Raw genomic sequence first — 20,230 nt, 5'->3', positions numbered from 1 at the left:
TTACCCGGGGCCTGCCCTGAGCCAACGCCTTCTGACAACCGTTTCGATTTCGAGGATCACCAGAACCACCACACCGGAAACCGCTGCAAACGCGAGCATTTCAACGCTCAACGCCTGCGTGCCAAAGGTCTCGTTGAACCAGGGCGTATAGGTAAACAGCAGTTGCAATGCAATAACCGCGGCGACTGCCAACAGGACGATCGGCGTACCCAACACCCCGCGCAGGGTAATTGACGCTGAATCCAGGTATCGCACCGCAAACAGGTAAAACATTTCCATTGCCACAAGCGTGTTAACCGCAAGGGTCCGGGCAGTGCTCTCATCACCATGATGATGCATGGCCCAGTACCAGGCAGCAAAAATGCCACCAAGGAACAGAAGTGAAACGAAGACCACACGCCAGACCACGAATCCCCGAAGCAGGGACTCATTCCGCCCCCTTGGCGGATGCTTCATAACATCGGGTTCCGCGGGCTCAAACGCCAGTGTCATGGCCAGAACCACAGAGCTGACCATGTTGACCCAGAGAATCTGCAGTGCCGAAATGGGCAGGGTCAGCCCAAGCAACAGGGCGGTAACGAGACTGATAGACTCCCCACCGTTAATGGGCAGCATAAAGGCAATGCCTTTTTTGAGATTGGTGTAAACAGTTCGCCCCTCGCGCACGGCTGCCGCAATACTGGCGAAATTGTCGTCCAGCAACACCACCGAAGACGCTTCCCTCGCAGCCTCCGAGCCCTTCACCCCCATGGCAATACCCACATCCGCCCGCTTGAGGGCCGGTGCGTCATTGACCCCGTCCCCGGTCATGGCGACAACTCCATGCAGGGCCTGCAGCGCAGTGACCAGCCTCAATTTGTGTTCGGGACTGGTCCGGGCAAAGACATCCACTTCACCAACAAGATCCCGAAGTTGATCATCATCCAGCTGGTCCAATTCCTTACCAGTCAGAACCCGCCCGGTATTGTTCAGGCCCAGCTTGCGGGCAATAGCGCCTGCCGTGATCCCATGATCACCGGTAATCATCTTCACCCGGATTCCGGCATCGTGGCACTCGGCAATGGCCCGAATGGCTTCCTGCCTTGGCGGATCCAGCAAACCAACCAGTCCAAGCAGTTCTGCACCCTGTTCAAGATCTTCAATGGCCAGTTCGCCAATGCCACGTTCTGCGGGCTTCCGGGCAAGGGCCAGCACTCTGAGACCATCGGATGCCATTTCGGTGATAACCCGCTCCCAGAAATCCCGGCGCAGTTCGCTGGTTTCCCCGGATTCGGCAACCTCGCTGTTACACATATCCAGGATCCGCTCCGGCGCGCCTTTGAGGTAGATCACGCTGTGGCCGTGGTGGTCATGATTCAGCGTGGCCATGAAGCGATTCTCGGTATCGAAAGGGATCTCATCTTTCCGGGGCCAGTCGGCGGCGCTGCCATCAACATCAAACCCGGCTTTGCGGGCAAACACGGAGAGCGCGGCCTCCATTGGATCGCCGGCGATTCGGATTCTGCCTGAGTCATGGTGAACATGGGCGTCGTTACAAAGGGCGGCGGCCCGGGCAAGTTCGTCCAGCAGAGTGGAGTCCGACGGGTGACCATTTTCGGCGTTTACCGCACCATCAAGATCGTAGCCTTCGCCAGTCACCTCGAGCTGAACCCCGGATAACACCGCCCGAGTGACCATCATTTCGTTCCGGGTGAGCGTTCCGGTTTTATCCGAACAGATTACCGACACCGCGCCCAGGGTTTCGATAACCGGCATTCGGCGAACCACGGCCTGCCGGCGTGCCATCTGGCGCACACCGATGGCCAGGGTAATGGTGAGAATTGCTGGTAAGCCCTCGGGTATCGCGGCAACGGTGAGCCCAACCACTGCCATAAACAGTTCCCGGAATGGCAGACCGCTGAATGCAGCTCCGCCAACAAAAATCGCAATGCCGGCGGCAATCACGATGATGGAAAGGATTCGGGCGAACCTGTCCATTTGCTCCAATAAGGGGGTTTTCAGAGTTGTGGTCTGAGCGAGGAGTCCGGAAATGCGACCGATCTCAGTGCGCGCGCCGGTTCGAACCACAACGCCACGGCCGGTCCCGGTCGCAACCATGGTGCCGGAGAAGGCCATCCCGGACTGGTCCCCCAACGGAGCATCTGGAGCCACCGACCCTGTTGATTTATCAACAGCCTCGGACTCACCCGTGAGAATGGCCTCATCGATTTTCAGGTTGTGGGACTTTTCCAGACGCAGATCGGCGGGCACCCGGTCTCCGGGCTCCAACAGTACCGTATCGCCCGGAACCAGATTGGCAGCATCTATCTGATGCTGGCCATCAGAACGCATGACCCGTGCTTTGGGCGCAAGCATGTGGCGAATGGCCGACAGGGCCTGCTCGGCCTTGCCCTCCTGAACGAAGCCCACCAGCGTCTGGATAACAACAACAGCGAGAATGACGCCAGCATCCACCCAGTGGCCCAGGCTCGCCGTGATTACGGCGGCCCCTGCCAGTACGTAAATCAGGAAATTCTTGAGTTGCCGTCCCAGTCTCGCCCAAGGCCCCTTTGCACGAGCCTCCGGCAAAGCATTTGGGCCATGGCGGGCCAGGCGCTGGCGAACCTCATCCTCAGACAGGGGCTCCTTTGCTTTGAGCTCCTGCCTTGCTTCCGCGGACTGAAGCACATGCCACTCCGGCTCCCGCTGCTCGCACTCGCCGTTTTTCAAGACCACCGATTCCGACATCCCCTGAGAGCTCCCTGCCATTGCAACACCCCATTAAACCCCGGAAAGCACCCGGGGTGGTTTGCGCTGCATCAAAGACAGAATAGTCAGGGGACCGGTCGGACTTCTTATCCTATGCTTGTGTCCTGCACCGTACGATTTCCGGGACCGGGCAATACCCGCCGGGAAGCGGTGCGGCTCGCGTCGATCTGATAATCCTTTGACTTGATGGTGTCCACGAAATACCAGTCGGCCCGGGCTTCTTCGGGCGTAAAGGTCACCAGCATGTAGCCACGCTGATTCACGTTCAGGTAATCCAGGTCATCCACCAGCAGACCAATGGCCTGTTCCGCGCCCTGAATCATGTCATCCGGAATGCCCAGATACTCCTCCAGGCCGGGTGATGTAACCGACGCTGTAGCGAACTCCACGCCAATCTGGTCGCCCTGGATGTCTTTCAGGTTGTTGGCCCAGGCGTTATGGGTATCCCCCGCCAGTACAACCAGGTTCTTGTTCAGCGCCTTGGCCGTTCCCAGAACCACTTCCCGTTCATATTGGTAGCCATCCCAGGCGTCCAGATTGTAGGGGGCAACTGTATTGATGCGAGCCAATTCCTCTGGAGTCAGGGACGGATCCCCCTGGAGCTCCCGGCCTTTGAGCTGGGCCAGTTCCGCCAGTTTTTCCGGCAGACCGTCAAACTGCTCAGTAGCAATGGCCACCAGCAGCTCCGCAGGCAGATTCATTCGGCCCATGAGGACTTGTTGCCCCAGCACCTGCCATGTGGCGGTGGAGTAGTTCAGGGAAGACTGCAGCCAGAGCAGTTGCTCCGCACCTAGCAGGGTACGGTTCTCACTGCCAACATCCGCAGTAAAGCGGACAGCATCGAGGCCTTCTCCCGTGAAATAGTCCATGTAGTCCAGTTGCTGGTCGCGACCGATAATGCGGGTATCCAGCATGTGCAGGTCCACCAGATTGCCGAACCGGAAGGTCCGGAAGATGGCCTCGTCGCTGCCCTCGATCACAGGGCGGATCGGCATCCATTCGAAATAGGCCTTCAGGGCATTGAGCTTACGCTGGGTGAAATCGCCCTCGCCCTCGTTGTGGTTTTCAGCTCCCTCTTCCCAGGCGTCGTTCGCCACCTCGTGGTCGTCCCACACCACGATGAACGGCACTCTCGCATGCAGGGACTGAAGATCCGGGTCCGCACGATACGCAGCGTAACGTCTGCGATAGTCCACCAGTTCAATCAGCTCAAGATTGTTGTCCTCAGAAAAGGTCCTCCCCAGCGCCTGGGCATCCTGTGCCGCATAACTGCCGCTGTCGGAGCTGTATTCGTAGATGTAGTCGCCCAGATGGACCACGGCATCCAGGTCATTCTGTTTACTGATTTCCCCGTAGACGTTGAAATAGCCGGCCGGATAATTCGCGCAGGAGACCACGGCCAGGCGCACTGAGTCGATACTGCCTTCCGGTAAGGTCCGGGTTACGCCCACCGGTGACTGCCGATCGGTCGTCTGAAAGCGATAATAGTAGCTCTGCCCCGGTGCCAGGCCGCGGACATCCACCTTGACGGTGAAGTCATGGGCTTCAGTCGCCTCTGCCGTGCCGGAGTGCACAAGGTTCTCGAAACCCTCATCCGTCGACACCTCCCAGGCGACACCGACGGGTGCCGAACCGGTCGCCGGTGCAGCCCTGGTCCAGAGCATGACACCATCGGCAAGCGGGTCGCCGCTGGCCACTCCATGGGTAAAGCTGATTGTTCGCTTGTCGGAGCTGTCCAGTACACAGCCTGCGAGGCCGGTCGAAATCACCACGGCGCCCATACCCATGGCTGATGCCTTCAGAAAATCCCGTCGTGTCAGTCGTTTCATTGTTATATCTTCCCCTGCATTCGTCCCTTGTAGTCTCGACGTTCTGCACCTTTCGCCGTTTCTACTCCAAATGAAGAAGCTAATCGGGCTTGGTTAAGAACGCATTGCCAATTTGCGACAGGGGGATGGCAAATCACGACAAATCTTTTGCAAGAACCAGAAACCATAAAAAAAGGGAGCCAGTGGTTCCCCTTTTGCGGTCCGTTTAAACCCGGTCTATCCGCTGATAAATACCGGACCAACTCCGAAGTTCCAGAGAATGACGGAACCCACGCGAGTGGATACCAGGATCACCAGGGCGACGGTCAGCAACGCTCCGGCGTACATGACCGCCCGCTCCTTTTCGATGCCCATGACAATCGGCAGCCCGTCATACATGAGATAGGCGCCATAGCAGGCGGCGGCCAGGAAGACGATGGCGTTGAACCAGGGCACTGGATACAACAGGGCAAATCCTGCCAGGAACAGAGGAGTGCAGGAGTAGGCTGCCAGGGCAATACCGTTCGAGGGTACGTGTTCTTCCTTGGCGCCGTAGGTTCTTGCCATCCAGTTGATGGCATAACCCAGCGCAAAAACGCCGACCAGCATTGCCAGATAGGTCAACACGCTGAGCTGCATTGCACTGATCTCGGTTAACTTGATCAGCCGCTCATTGCCAACCGTCCAGCCGAAATAGGCAGTCGATATATAGGCACAAATGGGAGCTATCGCCGCCAGAATCAGAACATAGGCAACATAGACCCGGCGCGGAGTTTCATGTTCTTTTCGTATGGAAGCCCACTCTTCATCAGGATGGGTAAAGAGACCGAACGCATGTGACAGGAGCATGGATGACCCCCTCTCTCTTCTATTGTTGGTATTTATACGTACGGAACGCGGTAACCGGCAGATCAGACGCTGTTCCTTAATCTTAACTATAGTCAAGAACAGCGATTGCGAAAGCAAAATGACGCAGGATGATCGGGCAAGTTTTTTTCAGCCTTGGCTGGAGGCGGCGGCCGGCGATTGCCGGCCGCGCGGAGTCAGGAATTGCGCGGATCAGTCTCGGCAACCCAGGGGTAATCCCTGTGGCTGTCGCGGAAGGATAACAGGCTCTCTACACCGGAAAAGTCCACCAGGTCCCTGAAATCCAGCCAGTCCACCAGGCAATAAAGACAGATGGCCGGATAATTCCATTCCTCGAACTGGCCCTCTTCCGCCATTGCCGACAGCGTGCGCAAAGTTGTCATGATGCGTTCACGTTGAAGGTTGTAGAACATCAGGTCGGCGCCGGTATCGATTCCGGACTTCTCCGAGAGCAGCAAGGTGACCGCGGAGTCATTGGCGCCATCGATCATGGTCAGCTGGTTTTCCTGATCCCAGGTCAGCGGATCGCGGCCCTGTTTGGCACTGATGTAACGGGCGATAATCCGGGAATCATAGATTTCCTTGCCACCGTCTTCGAGTACCGGAATTTTCAGGGTCGGATTGTTTCGCCGCAGCTCGTCCCGGCCTTCACCATAGATATTGAGATTGAGGAATTCATAGGGCTCTTCGTCCAGCAGGATACGAATGCGCCGAACGTAAGGTGAAGTAGTGGATCCGATCAGTTTCATGGTTTCTCCGGGGATTTCACACTCAGGATCCCAACAGGGATTCAGGGTTGGTGTATGGGTGCCCGGTCGCTTCTGCCACTTCCCTGTAGGTCACCTTGCCCGCGGCCACGTTCAGCCCGGCCCTGAGGTGTTGATCTTCCTTCATCGCCCGATCCGGACCCTTATTGGCCAGGGCCGCCACAAAAGGCAAGGTGACGTTATTCAACGCCAGAGTCGACGTGCGCGCAACGGCACCCGGCATATTCGCCACGCAGTAATGTACCACACCATCAACAATATACGTGGGATCGTCGTGCGTCGTGGCCCGGGAGGTTTCGGCACAGCCACCCTGATCAATGGCAACGTCCACGATAACGCTTCCCTCCGGCATCCGGCGGATCATGTCGCGGGTGATCAGCTTTGGCGCAGAGGCCCCTGGAATGAGCACACTGCCGATGACAAGATCGGATTCCGTCACCGCCTGATCGAGAGTCTGGGCCGTTGAAAACAGGGTTGTGATGCGGTTGCCGTAGAGATGGTCCAGGTTTCTGAGTACGTCCATGTTGCGGTCCAGAACCGTGACCTGGGCACCCAATCTGACCGCCATGGCAATCGCATTCTGGCCGACAACTCCGCCACCAACGACCGCTACTCGCGCCGGACTGACACCGGGTACGCCGCCCAATAGCACGCCGCGACCGCCCATGGCTTTCTCCATGCAATGGGCACCGGCCTGGATCGACATGCGCCCGGCGACTTCCGACATCGGCGCCAGCAGGGGCAAGTGCCCTCCACGGTCGGTCACTGTCTCATAGGCAATGCAGGTAGCGCCGGACTTCACCAGGTCGTCCGTCTGCGCTTTGTCCGGGGCCAGATGCAGATAGGTGAAAAGCGTGTGCTCCGGCTTCAGCATGGCCCGCTCTTCGGCCTGGGGCTCCTTGACCTTGACGATCAACTCTGCGGTATCGAAAACCTCCCCGGCCGTCTCAAGAATTCGCGCTCCGGCCTGCCGATAATCCTCGTCGGAAAAGCCAATGGCGAGGCCAGCTCCGGTTTCCACAAACACCTCATGATTGTGGCCGCACAGCTCATGAACGGCAGCGGGTGTCATGCCTACACGGTATTCGCGGTTCTTGATTTCCCGGGGCACGCCGATTTTCATACACAACCTCCTGACAGTCCGGATTTGTGAGTATCCATGCATAGTCTAGTCAATGAAGCTTTTCGGTGCGGCCATCGAGGCTACCGAAAATAACGATCTACCCCATCCCAAAGCTCTACAGACTCACGAATCTCCGACAGCTTGTTCCACAAGATCTCGCTAAATTCTGGATATTGATGGTAGAAGCTTTTCGATAAAACCAAATAGCTTGATTCCGTGGAGACCGATGCCGCTACCTTTCGGATTTTTCCAGCAAACTCTGGCCGACTTCTTATGAGATGATCGGCGTGCAACGCATCTGCGAGGGCTGTTTTCGCATGCCCACGCAGCAACATGTTCAACTGCCGCTCTACACTGCCGATGACGTGGGTTTCGAGGCCTTGGAGTTCTGTCAGATTGTCCGTTCCCGATCCCGGAGGTATCGTTAAGGGTGGCTGCAACATGGAAGCATCTACAACGCCTTGATTGATCAGTTGAAAAGCTGCCAGATCCCAGGTCATTAAAGCCCTGTCTTCATCAGCGTTACCGTCCCGCATCGGGAAGACTCCACGCGCCTCAGTGTCGTCACTGTGCGAGATCGCTATAAAACCGTCGACCGACTCCCCAAGCGAATAGACGCCTCGTCGAGTCGGCAAAACCCGGTACTCGAATTCCACGCCCAATTGCCGACTAACCATACTGAGAGCATCTATGGCGATTCCGGTTATCCCGGATTCATCAGCTTGAATAAATGGAAATCGGACCTCCTCAGGAACGGCCACTGTCAGAGACTGCGGCTTTGCAATGTCTTGATCGACGCCGTCGGTGTCCCCCGCCAGGCCGGTCGATTCCGCTAAAAGCCGGCTCCGATTCTTCTGGAGTTCCTCAATAATGTCCTGGGACAACAGCGGCTGATTGTTTTCATCAATACTGATGGACACACCCCCTTGAGCAAGACCCAATCTTTTGACATGTGAACGCCATAGTTGCCAGCGTTCACTGATTAACGCCACATAAACGGCCCTATCCAGGTGTTTTACAACAGAGGTAAGAACATGACCGGGATACAGATGGTTCTGATTCCGGTCGACACCAATCGCAAGTTTGTCAGCTTCGGCGGCTGCTGCTAACGCTCCTTTGCCACTGCCACCCGCAGCAGCAAACACGATGTCATTCCCACTGCTGAAAAGCTGCCTCCCGAGCTCTCTGGCCTTATTTTCGTCGTCCCATGGGCGCTCAGTATATTCAGACAGATAAAGGCTAGTGACCTGCCCGTCCGGCAGTACACGGTTAAATCCGGCGCGGAACCCAGCCTCCAGCTCTTTGACCGAACGGACCGGGAGCCCACCTAAGAACGCCACTTTCCGGTTCGGGCTATGGTAGGCAGCCAGAACCCCGGCGAGATAAGCACCGCCCCACTCTCTGAAAATAATTGACCGCACGTTGGGCGCATCTACCTGATAACCAATCGAAATAAAGGTCGTTTGAGGGAAGGATGGCGCTACAGTCTCGACAATTGACTGGGTTCCACCACCGGGCACGATGATTGGCGAATGCCCCGCTACCGCGAGAGATTCAAGAGACTGGCGGTAATGATCTGGGTCAGCAGTCGCAACCTGAGCAAACGGAACACCTTTTTCTTGTTCAAACTGTTCCATTCCGGCCAGAAGGCTTTCATTGTAGGAGCCGTCGAGAACAATCGCCGAATTGAACAGAATGGCAGGTGCAAACGAATCAGAAGGTAATACATCCGCAAAAAGACCGGGGGTCGCGAGCCACAAAAAAAGGATCCATTGTCTCATCAGTCTTACCTCCAATACTGCTCTGCAAGGCCTAAACTATGCAGCTACGCCACGACGACAATTCACATGCGTAACTCGGACTGGATTTCCTTCCAGAGCTTTCTGTAGCTTTGGGCCGGATTGGATCGGGGACTTAAGATTTCGAGGGGTAACCCTTCCTCGCCCATGCGCTCGACGGCGCTTGAATAGGGAATCATCGCTTCCATGTGCCGATCAAATAGATCTGGAGCTTGCTCGCAGAGCTCCCGGTGGAGTTTCTTACGACGGTCAACCAGAGTAAAAAAAGGTCTCAATTTTTTTTGACCAAGTTTTTTATCACGAACAAAATCCCGAAACTGAAGCCAGCTATTCATAGAAAGCCAAGTCGGTACCAGCGGTACATAGACGACATCAGCCACCCTCAAAACCTGCTCGGTAAGACGAGACTGGCCGGGTGGGCAATCCAGCACAACGAGGCTCGTTTCCTCGGCAAGAGGCGCGAGCATGGATTTTAATGGCAATGAACGCTCGTCTTCTTCGATACGAATATCCAGGTTCCGAAAACTCTTGTGGGCTGGGATAAAATCCAGACCGGGGTATACGTTCGCTTCGATGAACTCCGCAATGGGTACTTTGCCCTCCAGAAGCTTTGAAATCTTTTTTCCTTTCCCGGGCTCACCTCCAGAGAGGTAGAAACTTGCAGCACCTTGGGAATCCAGGTCCCAAAGCAACGTGGAGCAGCCACTTCTGCTGGCCAGATATGCAATATTGACGGCGGAGGCGGTTTTGCCGACACCGCCTTTCGGACTATAGAAGGCGATAATTCTCATGGGTCAGAGGCCCCGTTGAATCAGAGTTGTGTTTCATAGTTTACGAAGGCACTCAGAGGTCGCTCAAACCCAACGCTTGCAAAGCGCATGCTACCTTTGGCTAATCCGATAGACTTATCCAGGTCAACTAGACGCTTCCGCCCTGATGTCGCAGCTTTCTTGCCGAAGCGACGCAAGCAAATACGGGTCATCAGCGAAAAACCATTGGGCTCTTTGAGGATCCAGACGTTGGCTGAGGGAGAGCATTTAACGTTACAGATAAATGCTGGCGTTAGAGAAGCCAGTTTGAAGTGTTTTCTCGAATCTCGAGACTGCGGGCAAAGCAATGGGAAAGTAGCGGTAACTAGACCGCTACTTTCTGCCTTTTCAGGGCACTTACAGGGTGCTAATCCGTGAGTCAGTCGCTGAATCATCAGCAATCGTATCCGAATTACTGAACGGTGCCGAATCATCTGGATGGAATTGCTTCAGATATTCTGCGAGTGCATCTTGCTCAGAACCAGTCTCAGCAAAACTTGCCTGGCCTGGATCATTGGCGCTCATATCAACGCTTGTTGACAGAGAGGCATCAAGCACCAGATCTTCGCGATTCGTTGCTGGAATTGGGTATCCGTCGCCTCCACCGGCAAGAAAGTTCAGGGTGACCATTCTGAACGGGCCAGCAGCCTGCACCACACCGGAACTCACTACAGCAGTGCCACCAACACTCAGGTCTGTAACCCGACTTCCCACGGCTGCGCCAGGATCATAGCTGAAGCTCAGACCACCGACTTGCGGGAAGCGACCGCCACCGATGTCTGATACGCCATGCTCAACAATCGCTTTGAGCTCGGCTGCTGATACATCAACCAGGGTTAGCCCATTGTTGAATGCCAATGCGCTTTGGATATCGAACTGTGAGATATCGCCAGTCTCTTTGCCGGCAGCAGGAAAAGACTCTGGTGGGAAGTACTCAATATCCTCGACATCGGTTGAGCCGGGAGGGAAGGCGAAACTGCCGATATCAGCGCGAATTCCGCCACCATTTTTCAGCGAAATATCTACACTGGCATCATATTCCTGAGCGTACCAGAGGTTGGCATCTGCTGTCAGATTACCCAGGTTTGTCTCTTCGGAACGAACAGATGAACGCTGACCGTTCAGGTAAACCGAGGTGTTACCCAGAATGTTGCTCTCTTGAGCAACAAGAACATCGTTTACAGCCGTAACAATATTATCCACGGTACTGTTTGCGCTGCCATTCACGGCGCTAACCGTCTCATCTTCCGCAGAGTAGACGCCGCTGACGAGCGGATTGATGCTACTCAAAATAATGCGGCCAGCGGCGTCAAATTCCACCATCAGGCGACCAAGGTACTTGTAATCGCCATCTACGTTTACCAGGACAACTGGCTCGTTACTGGCACTGTTGTAGATCAACGGGTAAGAGTCAGCCGCGGTATCGCCAGGAAGCAAACGATCATTGTAATCGGCAAGCAGCGTATTAGATCCACCTCCGACAATGATATCAACCTCGGACAAAAGTGAGGCGAGCTGCTTTTCAACAGCAAGCTGTTGCATATGCGCGAGCAAGATAATCTTATCTACGCCTGAATCTGTCAGCTCATTGACCGATACCTGAATCTCTGCAGCAAGGTCAGTGATACTGTCATTTGCAGGCAAAACATTAATATCACCGGTCGAGGTAATGTTTTCCAGCGTCGGCGTTGATGCACCGACCAGGCCAATTTGCTCACCATCTACAGTCACCACTGCATATGCTGCGAGACTGTTAGGCATCGCACTAGCCTCCTGTCCATCCGAGACTTCAAGGCCGCTAACACTGGTATCGGCTGAAAAATCAAGGTTAGCGCTCAAGTAAGGAAATTGCGCGCCGGACCAGTTGCCATCCGCGGCGATCAGACCGGCGAATGCTGAGGTTCCGCTATCCAGATCATGGTTACCCACTGCAGATGCTTCGAGCCCCATTGCATTAAGAAAAGCGATATCAGCCCGACCATCTCCCGGCGTTGCCACTCCAGTAACCGTGGAAAACGAATCATCACTTGAAGCCGTGTAACGGGAACCCGGGATGTAGTTGTCGCCGGAGCTCACAAAAAGGGTTTTTTCTGGATGCTGGTTGCGCAGGCCATTGACGATCGCAGCGATGTTACCAACATTGGCCAGCGCGTCGACGTTGGAGCCATCCATATCCGCCAGGTGCAACAACTGCAGCTCGAAGGTCTCTTCGTTATTGACCTGATCAGTCAGGTTATTCAAATCATCGCGCAGTGCATTTACATCACTTTCGTCAGCCGTGTCTGTGCAGGCCGTTAAACCAAGCGCCAGGAATATCAGGCCAGCTTTCGTTGAATTGAGGTATCGCATCTTTTTCTCCAGTGGCTTTCAGTTTTTGCATGGCGTTTGAAGTCGAACAGCGCCAACTTGGAGCTTATGAATGCGACATGTACTTGCTATGACGAAAAGATGTTCGTTTCGTGACCTTCTTAACGTGACTGGTTTGACAGTTGTGCAGTTCTTCTATGTGCAGGCTATTTCCAGGGTTTCGAAAGCATGGCTTACAACGGGCATTCTGAACAAAATCAAAGTCAGTCACGCCATTGTCATGATGACTTGCTAGGGTTTGCGGTGGAGCAACCTGACTGTAACCCCGTTTGCACTCGGGACTGGTTCAGCGCTCGAAATCCTGTTCGTTACCTGCCCATGATCCTCCAGGTCCTCATTTGATGTCCTTGAAGTCCCATACATCCTTGAGCAACGTCCAGCTCACCATGTTGGTGCTGGCTTTTATCGTCGTTCTGTTCTTATGGGCGCTGTTCATCTGGCAAAACTCAACTAAGAGAACGGAAGCTCTCGATTCCCAAATATCGGAAAACCGCAATCTGGCATTGATAGTTTCAGAAAGCCTCAAACAAATGACGGTTCGAGGCAAGGTGATGGGGCGCCTGCTCCATGGAAATCTCGTATCCAAAAGTGAAGATGAATCCGGTTTTCTCACGCTGCTTGCAGAGGATCCGGTGTTCAACCGATTCAGCATTTATGACGCGTCCGGTGATCTGCTCTACGCGAGCCACACGGAGTCAGCCAGATCGAATCTGCAATCCTGGTTAACAGAGGCCGAAACGCATTTTGCCCATTCAGGCCTTGCACCGCTCCTACCCAACCGCTTGGACGACCCGGCCTATACGCCCGGGGATCCCGCCTGGAGACTGCCGTTTCTGGTACCGCTGAGCGATTCGGGCTCTTCGCAGCCTAACCTGCTGGTATTGATTGAATTGGACATTGGCTACCTCGCCAGCTTGATGCAAAACGTCGAATTGGGTTCTGGCTTCATTCAGATATTGGACTCCGCTGGCAACGAATGGATGCGCGCGAGCGAAAGTGGAATTGTTATCGGCGGTCCAGCGTTACCAAAGATGTCCCGGCCACAAGAAGGTCGAGTGATCACCAGCGATGCTGTGATCAATTTGCCAGAAGGGCGCTACCAATACGTTTCTGTTTCGAGGCCAATAAATGGCTTTACTATAGCCGTGGCACAACCCCTTGAAGAGGTTCTTGCCCCCTTGGCACTCGGCCAGGCAAAGCAACTGGCTGCCAATACCTTGATGACAGCCCTGGTTGTGGGAATCGTGATCTGGTTGATCCACGGCCTGAAGAAACAGCAACAAGTGCTCGAAGCTTTGCGGACGTCGGAGCAAAGCAACCGAAAGCTGATTGAACGACTCGAAACCGAGAACGCCCGCAGCAATCGCGCGGCTACCATTGATCACCTCAGCGGACTTCTGAATCGACGGCAATTTCTGGACGAAGCAAAGACCTCGGTGCTGGAACAACGCCGTGCACGCCGATTGAGCTCGATGCTTTTTATCGATCTGGATCGTTTCAAGTCCATCAACGATTCTCTGGGTCATCATGTTGGGGATATGTTGCTGCAAGCCGTCGCTGGCAGGATCCAGAGAATGCTGGCTCCTGGCGATATCGCGGCCCGTTTTGGTGGTGACGAGTTTGTTGTCTTGCTGCTAGGTGATCGTACTGAGGCCGGTATCGAACAATGGGCCTCCGCGTTAACCGATCACTTATCAGCGCCGTATATGCTTGAAGGTACTGAACTCAATACCAGTTCAAGTATCGGTATCGCGATCAGCCCGAGGGATGGCCAGAGTGTCGATCAACTGACGCGTTGTGCCGATGCGGCCATGTACTCTGCCAAAAAAGCTGGCCGTGGCCAGTACCGTTTTTTCGACCAATCTCTGAACGTTACAGACGTAGAGGAGTTTCATCTCGAGCAGGCCTTTACCGAATCTCTCCGAAATCGAGACTTCCTGCTTCACTACCAACCGCAAGTTTGCCTCGACAGCATGGAAGTGATTGGTTATGAAGCCCTGGTGCGTTGGCAGCACCCCAGTTTCGGTTTGCTTTACCCGGACAAATTCATTCCGTTATCAGAAAAAACCGGTTTCGTTGTGAAGCTTGGGATGGAGGTGCTTCGACTCGCTTGCGTTCAAATCTCCGAATGGCAACAGATGCTTGGTGTCTCAAAACCTATCGCTGTGAACGTCTCCCCTATTCAGCTTTCTCAACCGGATTTCTGCGCGAATGTGCTCACTATGTTATCCGATATGGGCTTGAATCCGGACTTACTGGAACTGGAGATCACTGAAACAGCCATGCTGGAGAGCCGAGCAGTTGAGACACTCCACCGCCTCAAACAGGCAGGCATTCGTCTCAGTCTCGACGACTTCGGAACTGGTTACGCCGGCTTTGCCCACCTGGAGGCTGTACCTGTTGATAAGTTGAAAATTGACCGCAGCTTGATCAACCGCATATCCAACAGCCACGACGACAGTCCGATTGTCTCCTCAACCATCATCCTTGCCAGACGGATGGCGATTCAGGTAGTGGCTGAAGGCGTGGAGACCCATGATCAATTGGTACACCTGAAAGTGGCGGGCTGCCATATTGCTCAGGGTTATTTCTTGGGCAGGCCTATGCCGGCGGAAAAGATACTGGATTTCGAGAGAGCTTTTACGGAAAAGGAGAACGTAGTGTGAATCCAGTTTCGCTTCTGGCTTTTCTCGCATTGACGCTCCTATCAACTTGGGCCACCGCATCAGAGACCCTGAAAAGTGAGAACTGCGGAATAGATCGCCTGAAATTCACGATGGTTCCCAAGACGGACTTCGATGAGCAGGTACTCGAATACCAACCATTACTTGAGCTTCTGGAAGAGGGTCTCGGGATACCTGTTGACCTGGTGCGGGCGAGTTCATACGAAAGCGTGATTGATGGCATAGTTGCGGGCAGTGTCGATCTGGCAGTGATGGGGCCGGCATCTTACATCCTTGCCCATCGAGATGACCCGGACATCCAAGCATTTGCCTCTTTGATCACGGAAAAGGGCGAATTAACACCGGAGGGAAGCTTCTACTATTCAGTGCTGCTCGTTCCCACTTCCAGCGATGTTGACCGGATTGAAGACCTTCGCTCAGCGCGTGTGCTGCTAACAGACCCTTCGAGTACATCGGGCGCCCTGATGCCAAAGCACGCATTTGCCGCTGAACTCAAAGAATCATTCTCTGATTTCTTCGGCGCAGAGATCTATGCAGGAAGTCACGATAAGGCCCTTCTATTTCTGGCAGACAACAAAGCCGAAGCTGCATTCGTATCCAGCGCTAGAGCAGATGAACTTTTCAGGCGTGGACTCATCAGGAAGAACGCTTTTAAAGTGCTGTGGCGATCTCCAGCGCTTCACTATGACCCTTTTGTCTTCAGGAGCGGAATCTGCCCTACTCTTCGAGAAACGGTGATGGAATTGCTGAAAACGCCTTCAGCAAAACTCACGGCTTATCTGGACACACAGCAAGCGGTGGGCGTCAACAGCGTTTCCCACAGTGACTACGAAGCGATCGATGCAATCCTTCCAGACTGATCGATTCGGGAGAAGAACTTTTCGTCTAATCCATAGCCCAACGCTGAATTGCCTGATTCCAGTGTCTGGATTCTCAAAAACACTTAGCGATGTAAAAAAATGTTCATAAGACTGCAACACGTCTTCTCGACATTAATAAAGTGAGCATTGTCTGTTCAGCCTCGATTACAGAATCCAAGACGGCACCGACAAGCAGGCCCGCCGCCAGAGGTGACGCATGAGTGAACTTTCGAATTCTGGATTGACTTCGATGCAGATCGAGGAAATTGGAGACCTTCTCGAAGCTCTCGTGAGCCTTCGTAAAACCATCGTTAAAGATGCAGCTGGTCATGGTAATCTACTGGAAACCATGCACCCCGCCTATGAAAATAGCGCTAGCAATCTTCTCCACTACCTTGCACTCAGACAGCACGACATTCGGCCTTTGCAACAAAGACTTGCGCTGGTAGGGCTGTCATCTCTCGGTCGCTCTGAATCGTGTGTGCTCGCGACCCTCTCCGCAGTCATTAGAGTATTAGAGGCCATTCTCGGACAACGGCATCACGTTTCGGAAAAAAAGGATGGTGCAACTCCTGCAATCGAGGACGGCTTCAAGCTTCTCAATGATCACGCCGATCAGCTGCTGGGCAGCGCAAATAGCGAAAGGACAGTTCGCATCATGGTCACCATGCCGACTGAGGCCGCCCACGACCCAGCCATCATTCATCAGTTGATGGCAAGGGGGATGGATTGCATGAGGATCAACTGTGCGCACGACAGCCCGGAGATCTGGCAAGCCATGATCGGCCATCTTCGAACCGCAGAGCAGAGTCTGGGCCAAAAGTGCCGGATTTTCATGGATCTTGGCGGGCCCAAGATCAGAACCGGAGACATTGAGCCGGGCCCCAAAGTCATCCACATTCGTCCCACAAGGGATGACTATGGAATTACAGTGATCCCTGCCCGGATCTGGCTAACCTCTTCCGAAAACCCTTCTTCTGTCCCAGACGACTGTGCAGCTCAATTCCGGGTCTCTGAGAGCTTTTTAAAATGCCTCAACCGTTGTGACGAAATCACACTGACAGACGCGCGAAAAAAATCCCGCAAATGGACGGTGGTGGACATTACTGAGTCTGGCTGCTGCGTGGAAAGCATTAAGGCTTGCTACGTTAGACCCGGCACAGCCATACAGCTCAAGAACGGAAAGCAGACCCCAAGGGTGCAAACGGAAATCCAGGACTTTCTTCCCCAAGAGGGCATCTTATGCCTAAGGAAGGACGACATGGTTCTGGTTACCTCTGATTCCGTGCAGGGAACCAATGAAGAAAGGGACTCTGCAGGTAACATCATCAAACCAGCGACTATCAGTTGCACAATGCCTGCCGTAGTTACACAGGTTAAGGCTGGCGAAAGCATCTGGTTTGATGATGGTAAAATCGGCGGCGTTATTGAAAAGGTTGAACCAGAACACTTTTGGGTGCGGATTCACCATGCGCGCCCGGAAGGGAGCAAACTTCGCAGCGCCAAAGGTATAAACCTTCCTGACAGCCAACTGAACATCGCCGCATTGACAGGGGAAGACCTCAGGAACCTGTCGTTTATTGCAGAACATGCCGACGTCGTAGAGATGTCGTTTGCCAATTCAGTTACAGACGTTCAATTGTTGCAAGAACAACTCAAGCGCCTGAACGCAGAAACTCTGCCAATCGTGCTCAAAGTCGAGACTCGAAAAGGGTTCGAAAACCTGCCAAGGATGCTGCTGACCGCCATGCGCTGGCCATGCTGTGGCGTGATGATTGCCCGGGGGGATTTGGCCGTGGAGTGCGGCTACGAACGTCTGGCCGAGGTGCAGGAAGAGATTCTGTCGGTCTGTGAAGCGGCCCACGTGCCTGTCATCTGGGCAACGCAGGTGCTTGAGAATCTCGCCCGAAAGGGCGTGCCATCACGAGCCGAGATATCAGACGCTGTTATGGCGCACAGAGCGGAGTGCGTAATGCTCAACAAAGGTCCTCACATCACTGAGGCGGTGGAGGCTCTGGACAATATTTTAAAGCGCATGCAAAGCCATCAAAGAAAGCGACGGCCAATGCTCAGGGAGTTGAGGTTGGCCCATCTGACCACTTGAATACAACCACACCTCTCACAAGCTGGTCACTTTTTGGTCACTCAATCGTCACAACAGTCCAACATCCTTGGAGTTGAATCAAGGAGAATGAGGCCAGTGGCATATGGAAGGTCTGGACCCGGGATTAGAAGCCCTTTACCAGCAAAAGAAAAGACAGCCTTACGAAGCGGCAGCGACACTCGCCAATTGTAAAAATCTTATTCTGGGCATGAGCGCTGCCCAACCACCGGCCCTGATGGCGGCAACCGCAGACGCGCTGAGGGATCGACTGATAGGCCCCTTTGCCTTTTACTACCTTCATGGTACCGAAGCTCTGCGCAAAACTCTGTTGGCGCCAGACCTGAGAGAATTGGTAACTCCCCGTCCGTTGTTTCTGAGCCATTCGGACAGAGACGCGATTGCGCAATCCGGATCCCGGAACTGGATCGAATTTGTGCCGGCCATGCTGCACCAGGCTGGTCGTCTGCTAACTGAACATATCGATCCCGAGTGCTTTCTCGTGACGGTTTCTCCGATGGATCGCCATGGTTATTTCAGCCTGGGCACCAACGCCGATTACGGCGCCTCGGTGATCCGAAAAGCCAGGAACGTCATTGTCGAGGTCAATCGTTACATGCCTCGAACCTTCGGTGAGTGTTCTGTCCACATTTCGGAAATTGACTTGATCGTGGAGCACGATCAGCCGCTGGTTGAAGCCACTCCCAACCCTCCAACTGATGTCGACTTGAGAATTGCTGACCAGATCATCGACCAGATCCACAACGGTGACACTCTCCAAATAGGCGTGGGAGGCGTTCCCAATGCGGTTTTGGCCGGCCTCACGAACCACCACGATCTGGGCTTACACAGTGAGTTATTCTCCCCGGCGATGATGCCGCTGATTCAGTCTGGAGCTATGAACGGCAGGCGTAAAACCTGGATGCAGCACAAGCACGTGTTCACCTTTGCCCTCGGCGACCGGAAACTCTACGACTTCCTCGACGATAACCCCTCCATCGTTGGCTATCCGGCCTCTTGGGTTAACAACCCCGACATTATCCGTTTAAACGAAAACATGGTTTCCGTGAATTCTGCGCTGGAAATTGATCTGACCGGCCAGATCAACTCAGAGCAACTCGGGGACAAGCCGTTCTCTGGGAGCGGCGGGCAACTGGACTTCGTTCGCGGGGCCTACGCGGCCAGAAACGGTCGTTCATTCGTGGCCCTTCGCTCAACTGCGCAGGAGGGAAACGTCAGCCGTGTCGTGCCAAAGCTTCGGGGCGGCACCGTTACGGACCCCAGGAACGACGTCCACATGGTTGTGACAGAACATGGCTGCGTGAATCTCAAAGGTCTCTCGATTCCCCAGAGGGCAAAAGCACTTATCAGTATTGCAGATCCCAAGTTTCGAGAATTCTTGGAAAGTGAGGCGAATTCAATCGGACTCATCTAGAACCATCTCTGACCACACATATACCTACAAGGAGGACAACAAATGACAACTGGGAAAACCTCAAGAGTAGCGCTGGTTACCGGCGGAACCAGAGGAATCGGAGAAGCGATTTGCAAGGCACTCGTTGGTCAGGGCTATCAGGTCGTGACGACGTTCAGAAATGCAGACCGCAAACCACAGGCTTTGGAATGGCAAAACCGCCTCGCCGCAGAAGGTCTGGAAATCGACCTGGTGCAAATGGATGTTGCGGATACCCAGAGCTGTGAAACGGCTGCCAACGAACTGCTGGGCCGTTACGGTCGACTGGATGTGTTGGTTAATAACGCTGGCATTACGCGGGATTCGGTCATGAAGAAAATGCCAGTTGAGGCGTGGCGAGAAGTGATTCACACCAATCTCGACAGCGTCTTCAATGTAACCCATTGCTTCCTGGATACGCTCATCGCCCAGAATTATGGTCGCGTCATCAACATTTCGTCCATCAACGCGCAAAAAGGCCAATTTGGCCAGGTGAATTATTCCGCCGCCAAAGCCGGCATTCATGGCTTCACCAAGGCTCTGGCCCAGGAAACCGCTCGCAAAGGCATTACAGTGAACACCGTGTCGCCCGGTTACGTTGAGACCGACATGGTTCTGGCTATTGATGAAAAAATTCGCGAGCAAATAAAAGCGCAGATTCCAGTTGGGCGATTCGGTCAGCCCGATGAGATTGCCAGAGTAGTGTCCTTTCTGGCTGATGAACAGTCCTCGTTCATTACCGGTGCAGATTTTTCGATTAACGGTGGCATGTTCATGCATTGATGGCGGACCGCATCGTCAGATCGGCAAGCGCCCGGGCAAGCATCTCGACTACAGGTTTAAT

Annotated in this window: 13 protein-coding genes; 5 read left to right on the top strand and 8 right to left on the bottom strand. The window is 54.1% G+C overall.

Annotated elements, in window-relative coordinates; translation table 11 throughout:
* From AC13E3_RS14205 to AC13E3_RS14170, 8 genes are all read right to left on the bottom strand, one after another.
* The gene (locus tag AC13E3_RS14205) at positions 1–2,727 is read right to left on the bottom strand and encodes a cation-translocating P-type ATPase (RefSeq protein WP_482902193.1); all 2,727 of its coding nucleotides are present in this window, start codon (positions 2,725–2,727) and stop codon (positions 1–3) included.
* Between the two features lie 107 nt (positions 2,728–2,834).
* Positions 2,835–4,577 carry an alkaline phosphatase D family protein gene (locus tag AC13E3_RS14200; RefSeq protein WP_430415920.1) on the bottom strand — a complete coding sequence of 581 codons (1,743 nt, stop codon included), beginning with the start codon at positions 4,575–4,577 and terminating at the stop codon, positions 2,835–2,837.
* A 216-nt stretch (positions 4,578–4,793) separates the two neighbouring features.
* Positions 4,794–5,405: a Yip1 family protein gene (locus AC13E3_RS14195; RefSeq protein ID WP_008173563.1), complete on the bottom strand. Its 612-nt coding sequence runs from the start codon at positions 5,403–5,405 to the stop codon at positions 4,794–4,796.
* Positions 5,406–5,599: 194 nt separating this feature from the next.
* The gene (locus AC13E3_RS14190) at positions 5,600–6,172 is read right to left on the bottom strand and encodes a glutathione S-transferase family protein (protein ID WP_008173565.1); all 573 of its coding nucleotides are present in this window, start codon (positions 6,170–6,172) and stop codon (positions 5,600–5,602) included.
* A gap of 22 nt (positions 6,173–6,194) precedes the next feature.
* Positions 6,195–7,313, bottom strand: coding sequence for an alanine dehydrogenase (gene ald, locus AC13E3_RS14185; RefSeq protein WP_008173568.1), 1,119 nt, complete (start codon positions 7,311–7,313; stop codon positions 6,195–6,197).
* A gap of 80 nt (positions 7,314–7,393) precedes the next feature.
* A complete protein-coding gene (locus AC13E3_RS14180) occupies positions 7,394–9,094 on the bottom strand; it encodes a BMP family ABC transporter substrate-binding protein (RefSeq protein ID WP_008173570.1) in 1,701 nt (566 codons plus the stop codon).
* Positions 9,095–9,156: 62 nt separating this feature from the next.
* Positions 9,157–9,903 carry a ParA family protein gene (locus tag AC13E3_RS14175; RefSeq protein ID WP_008173572.1) on the bottom strand — a complete coding sequence of 249 codons (747 nt, stop codon included), beginning with the start codon at positions 9,901–9,903 and terminating at the stop codon, positions 9,157–9,159.
* Positions 9,904–10,278: 375 nt separating this feature from the next.
* Positions 10,279–12,270 (bottom strand): bifunctional metallophosphatase/5'-nucleotidase, encoded by a 1,992-nt coding sequence (locus AC13E3_RS14170; protein WP_008173574.1) that lies wholly within the window; start codon positions 12,268–12,270, stop codon positions 10,279–10,281.
* Positions 12,271–12,629: 359 nt separating this feature from the next.
* Here AC13E3_RS14170 and AC13E3_RS14165 point away from each other — a divergent pair, with 359 nt between their 5' ends.
* The 5 genes from AC13E3_RS14165 to phbB all read left to right on the top strand — a co-directional run bounded on the left by AC13E3_RS14165 (position 12,630) and on the right by phbB (position 20,169).
* A complete protein-coding gene (locus AC13E3_RS14165; RefSeq protein ID WP_008173576.1) occupies positions 12,630–14,954 on the top strand; it encodes a bifunctional diguanylate cyclase/phosphodiesterase in 2,325 nt (774 codons plus the stop codon).
* Positions 14,951–15,832, top strand: a complete 882-nt coding sequence (locus AC13E3_RS14160; protein WP_008173578.1) for a phosphate/phosphite/phosphonate ABC transporter substrate-binding protein — start codon at positions 14,951–14,953, stop codon at positions 15,830–15,832. The genes AC13E3_RS14165 and AC13E3_RS14160 overlap by 4 nt, the downstream gene beginning before the upstream one ends.
* Positions 15,833–16,049: 217 nt before the next feature.
* Positions 16,050–17,936 carry a pyruvate kinase gene (locus tag AC13E3_RS14155; RefSeq protein WP_050898302.1) on the top strand — a complete coding sequence of 629 codons (1,887 nt, stop codon included), beginning with the start codon at positions 16,050–16,052 and terminating at the stop codon, positions 17,934–17,936.
* A 103-nt stretch (positions 17,937–18,039) separates the two neighbouring features.
* Positions 18,040–19,368: an acetyl-CoA hydrolase/transferase family protein gene (locus AC13E3_RS14150; RefSeq protein ID WP_008173582.1), complete on the top strand. Its 1,329-nt coding sequence runs from the start codon at positions 18,040–18,042 to the stop codon at positions 19,366–19,368.
* A 42-nt stretch (positions 19,369–19,410) separates the two neighbouring features.
* Positions 19,411–20,169, top strand: coding sequence for an acetoacetyl-CoA reductase (phbB, locus tag AC13E3_RS14145; protein WP_008173585.1), 759 nt, complete (start codon positions 19,411–19,413; stop codon positions 20,167–20,169).
* The last annotated feature ends 61 nt before the right edge of the window (positions 20,170–20,230 follow it).

It is taken from the genome of Marinobacter sp. L-80 (assembly GCF_056859395.1).
Note: the sequence above shows the minus strand (reverse complement) of the source record. Positions and strands in the feature narration are given on the sequence as shown.

Excerpts from the sequence above, each read along its gene's own strand:
- AC13E3_RS14205 (WP_482902193.1), bottom strand. The coding sequence starts at position 2,727 with ATGTCGGAATCGGTGGTCTTGAAAAACGGCGAGTGCGAGCAGCGGGAG.
- AC13E3_RS14200 (WP_430415920.1), bottom strand. The coding sequence starts at position 4,577 with ATGAAACGACTGACACGACGGGATTTTCTGAAGGCATCAGCCATGGGT.
- AC13E3_RS14195 (WP_008173563.1), bottom strand. The coding sequence starts at position 5,405 with ATGCTCCTGTCACATGCGTTCGGTCTCTTTACCCATCCTGATGAAGAG.
- AC13E3_RS14190 (WP_008173565.1), bottom strand. The coding sequence starts at position 6,172 with ATGAAACTGATCGGATCCACTACTTCACCTTACGTTCGGCGCATTCGT.
- ald (WP_008173568.1), bottom strand. The coding sequence starts at position 7,313 with ATGAAAATCGGCGTGCCCCGGGAAATCAAGAACCGCGAATACCGTGTA.
- AC13E3_RS14180 (WP_008173570.1), bottom strand. The coding sequence starts at position 9,094 with ATGAGACAATGGATCCTTTTTTTGTGGCTCGCGACCCCCGGTCTTTTT.
- AC13E3_RS14175 (WP_008173572.1), bottom strand. The coding sequence starts at position 9,903 with ATGAGAATTATCGCCTTCTATAGTCCGAAAGGCGGTGTCGGCAAAACC.
- AC13E3_RS14170 (WP_008173574.1), bottom strand. The coding sequence starts at position 12,270 with ATGCGATACCTCAATTCAACGAAAGCTGGCCTGATATTCCTGGCGCTT.
- AC13E3_RS14165 (WP_008173576.1), top strand. The coding sequence starts at position 12,630 with ATGTCCTTGAAGTCCCATACATCCTTGAGCAACGTCCAGCTCACCATG.
- AC13E3_RS14155 (WP_050898302.1), top strand. The coding sequence starts at position 16,050 with ATGAGTGAACTTTCGAATTCTGGATTGACTTCGATGCAGATCGAGGAA.
- AC13E3_RS14150 (WP_008173582.1), top strand. The coding sequence starts at position 18,040 with ATGGAAGGTCTGGACCCGGGATTAGAAGCCCTTTACCAGCAAAAGAAA.
- phbB (WP_008173585.1), top strand. The coding sequence starts at position 19,411 with ATGACAACTGGGAAAACCTCAAGAGTAGCGCTGGTTACCGGCGGAACC.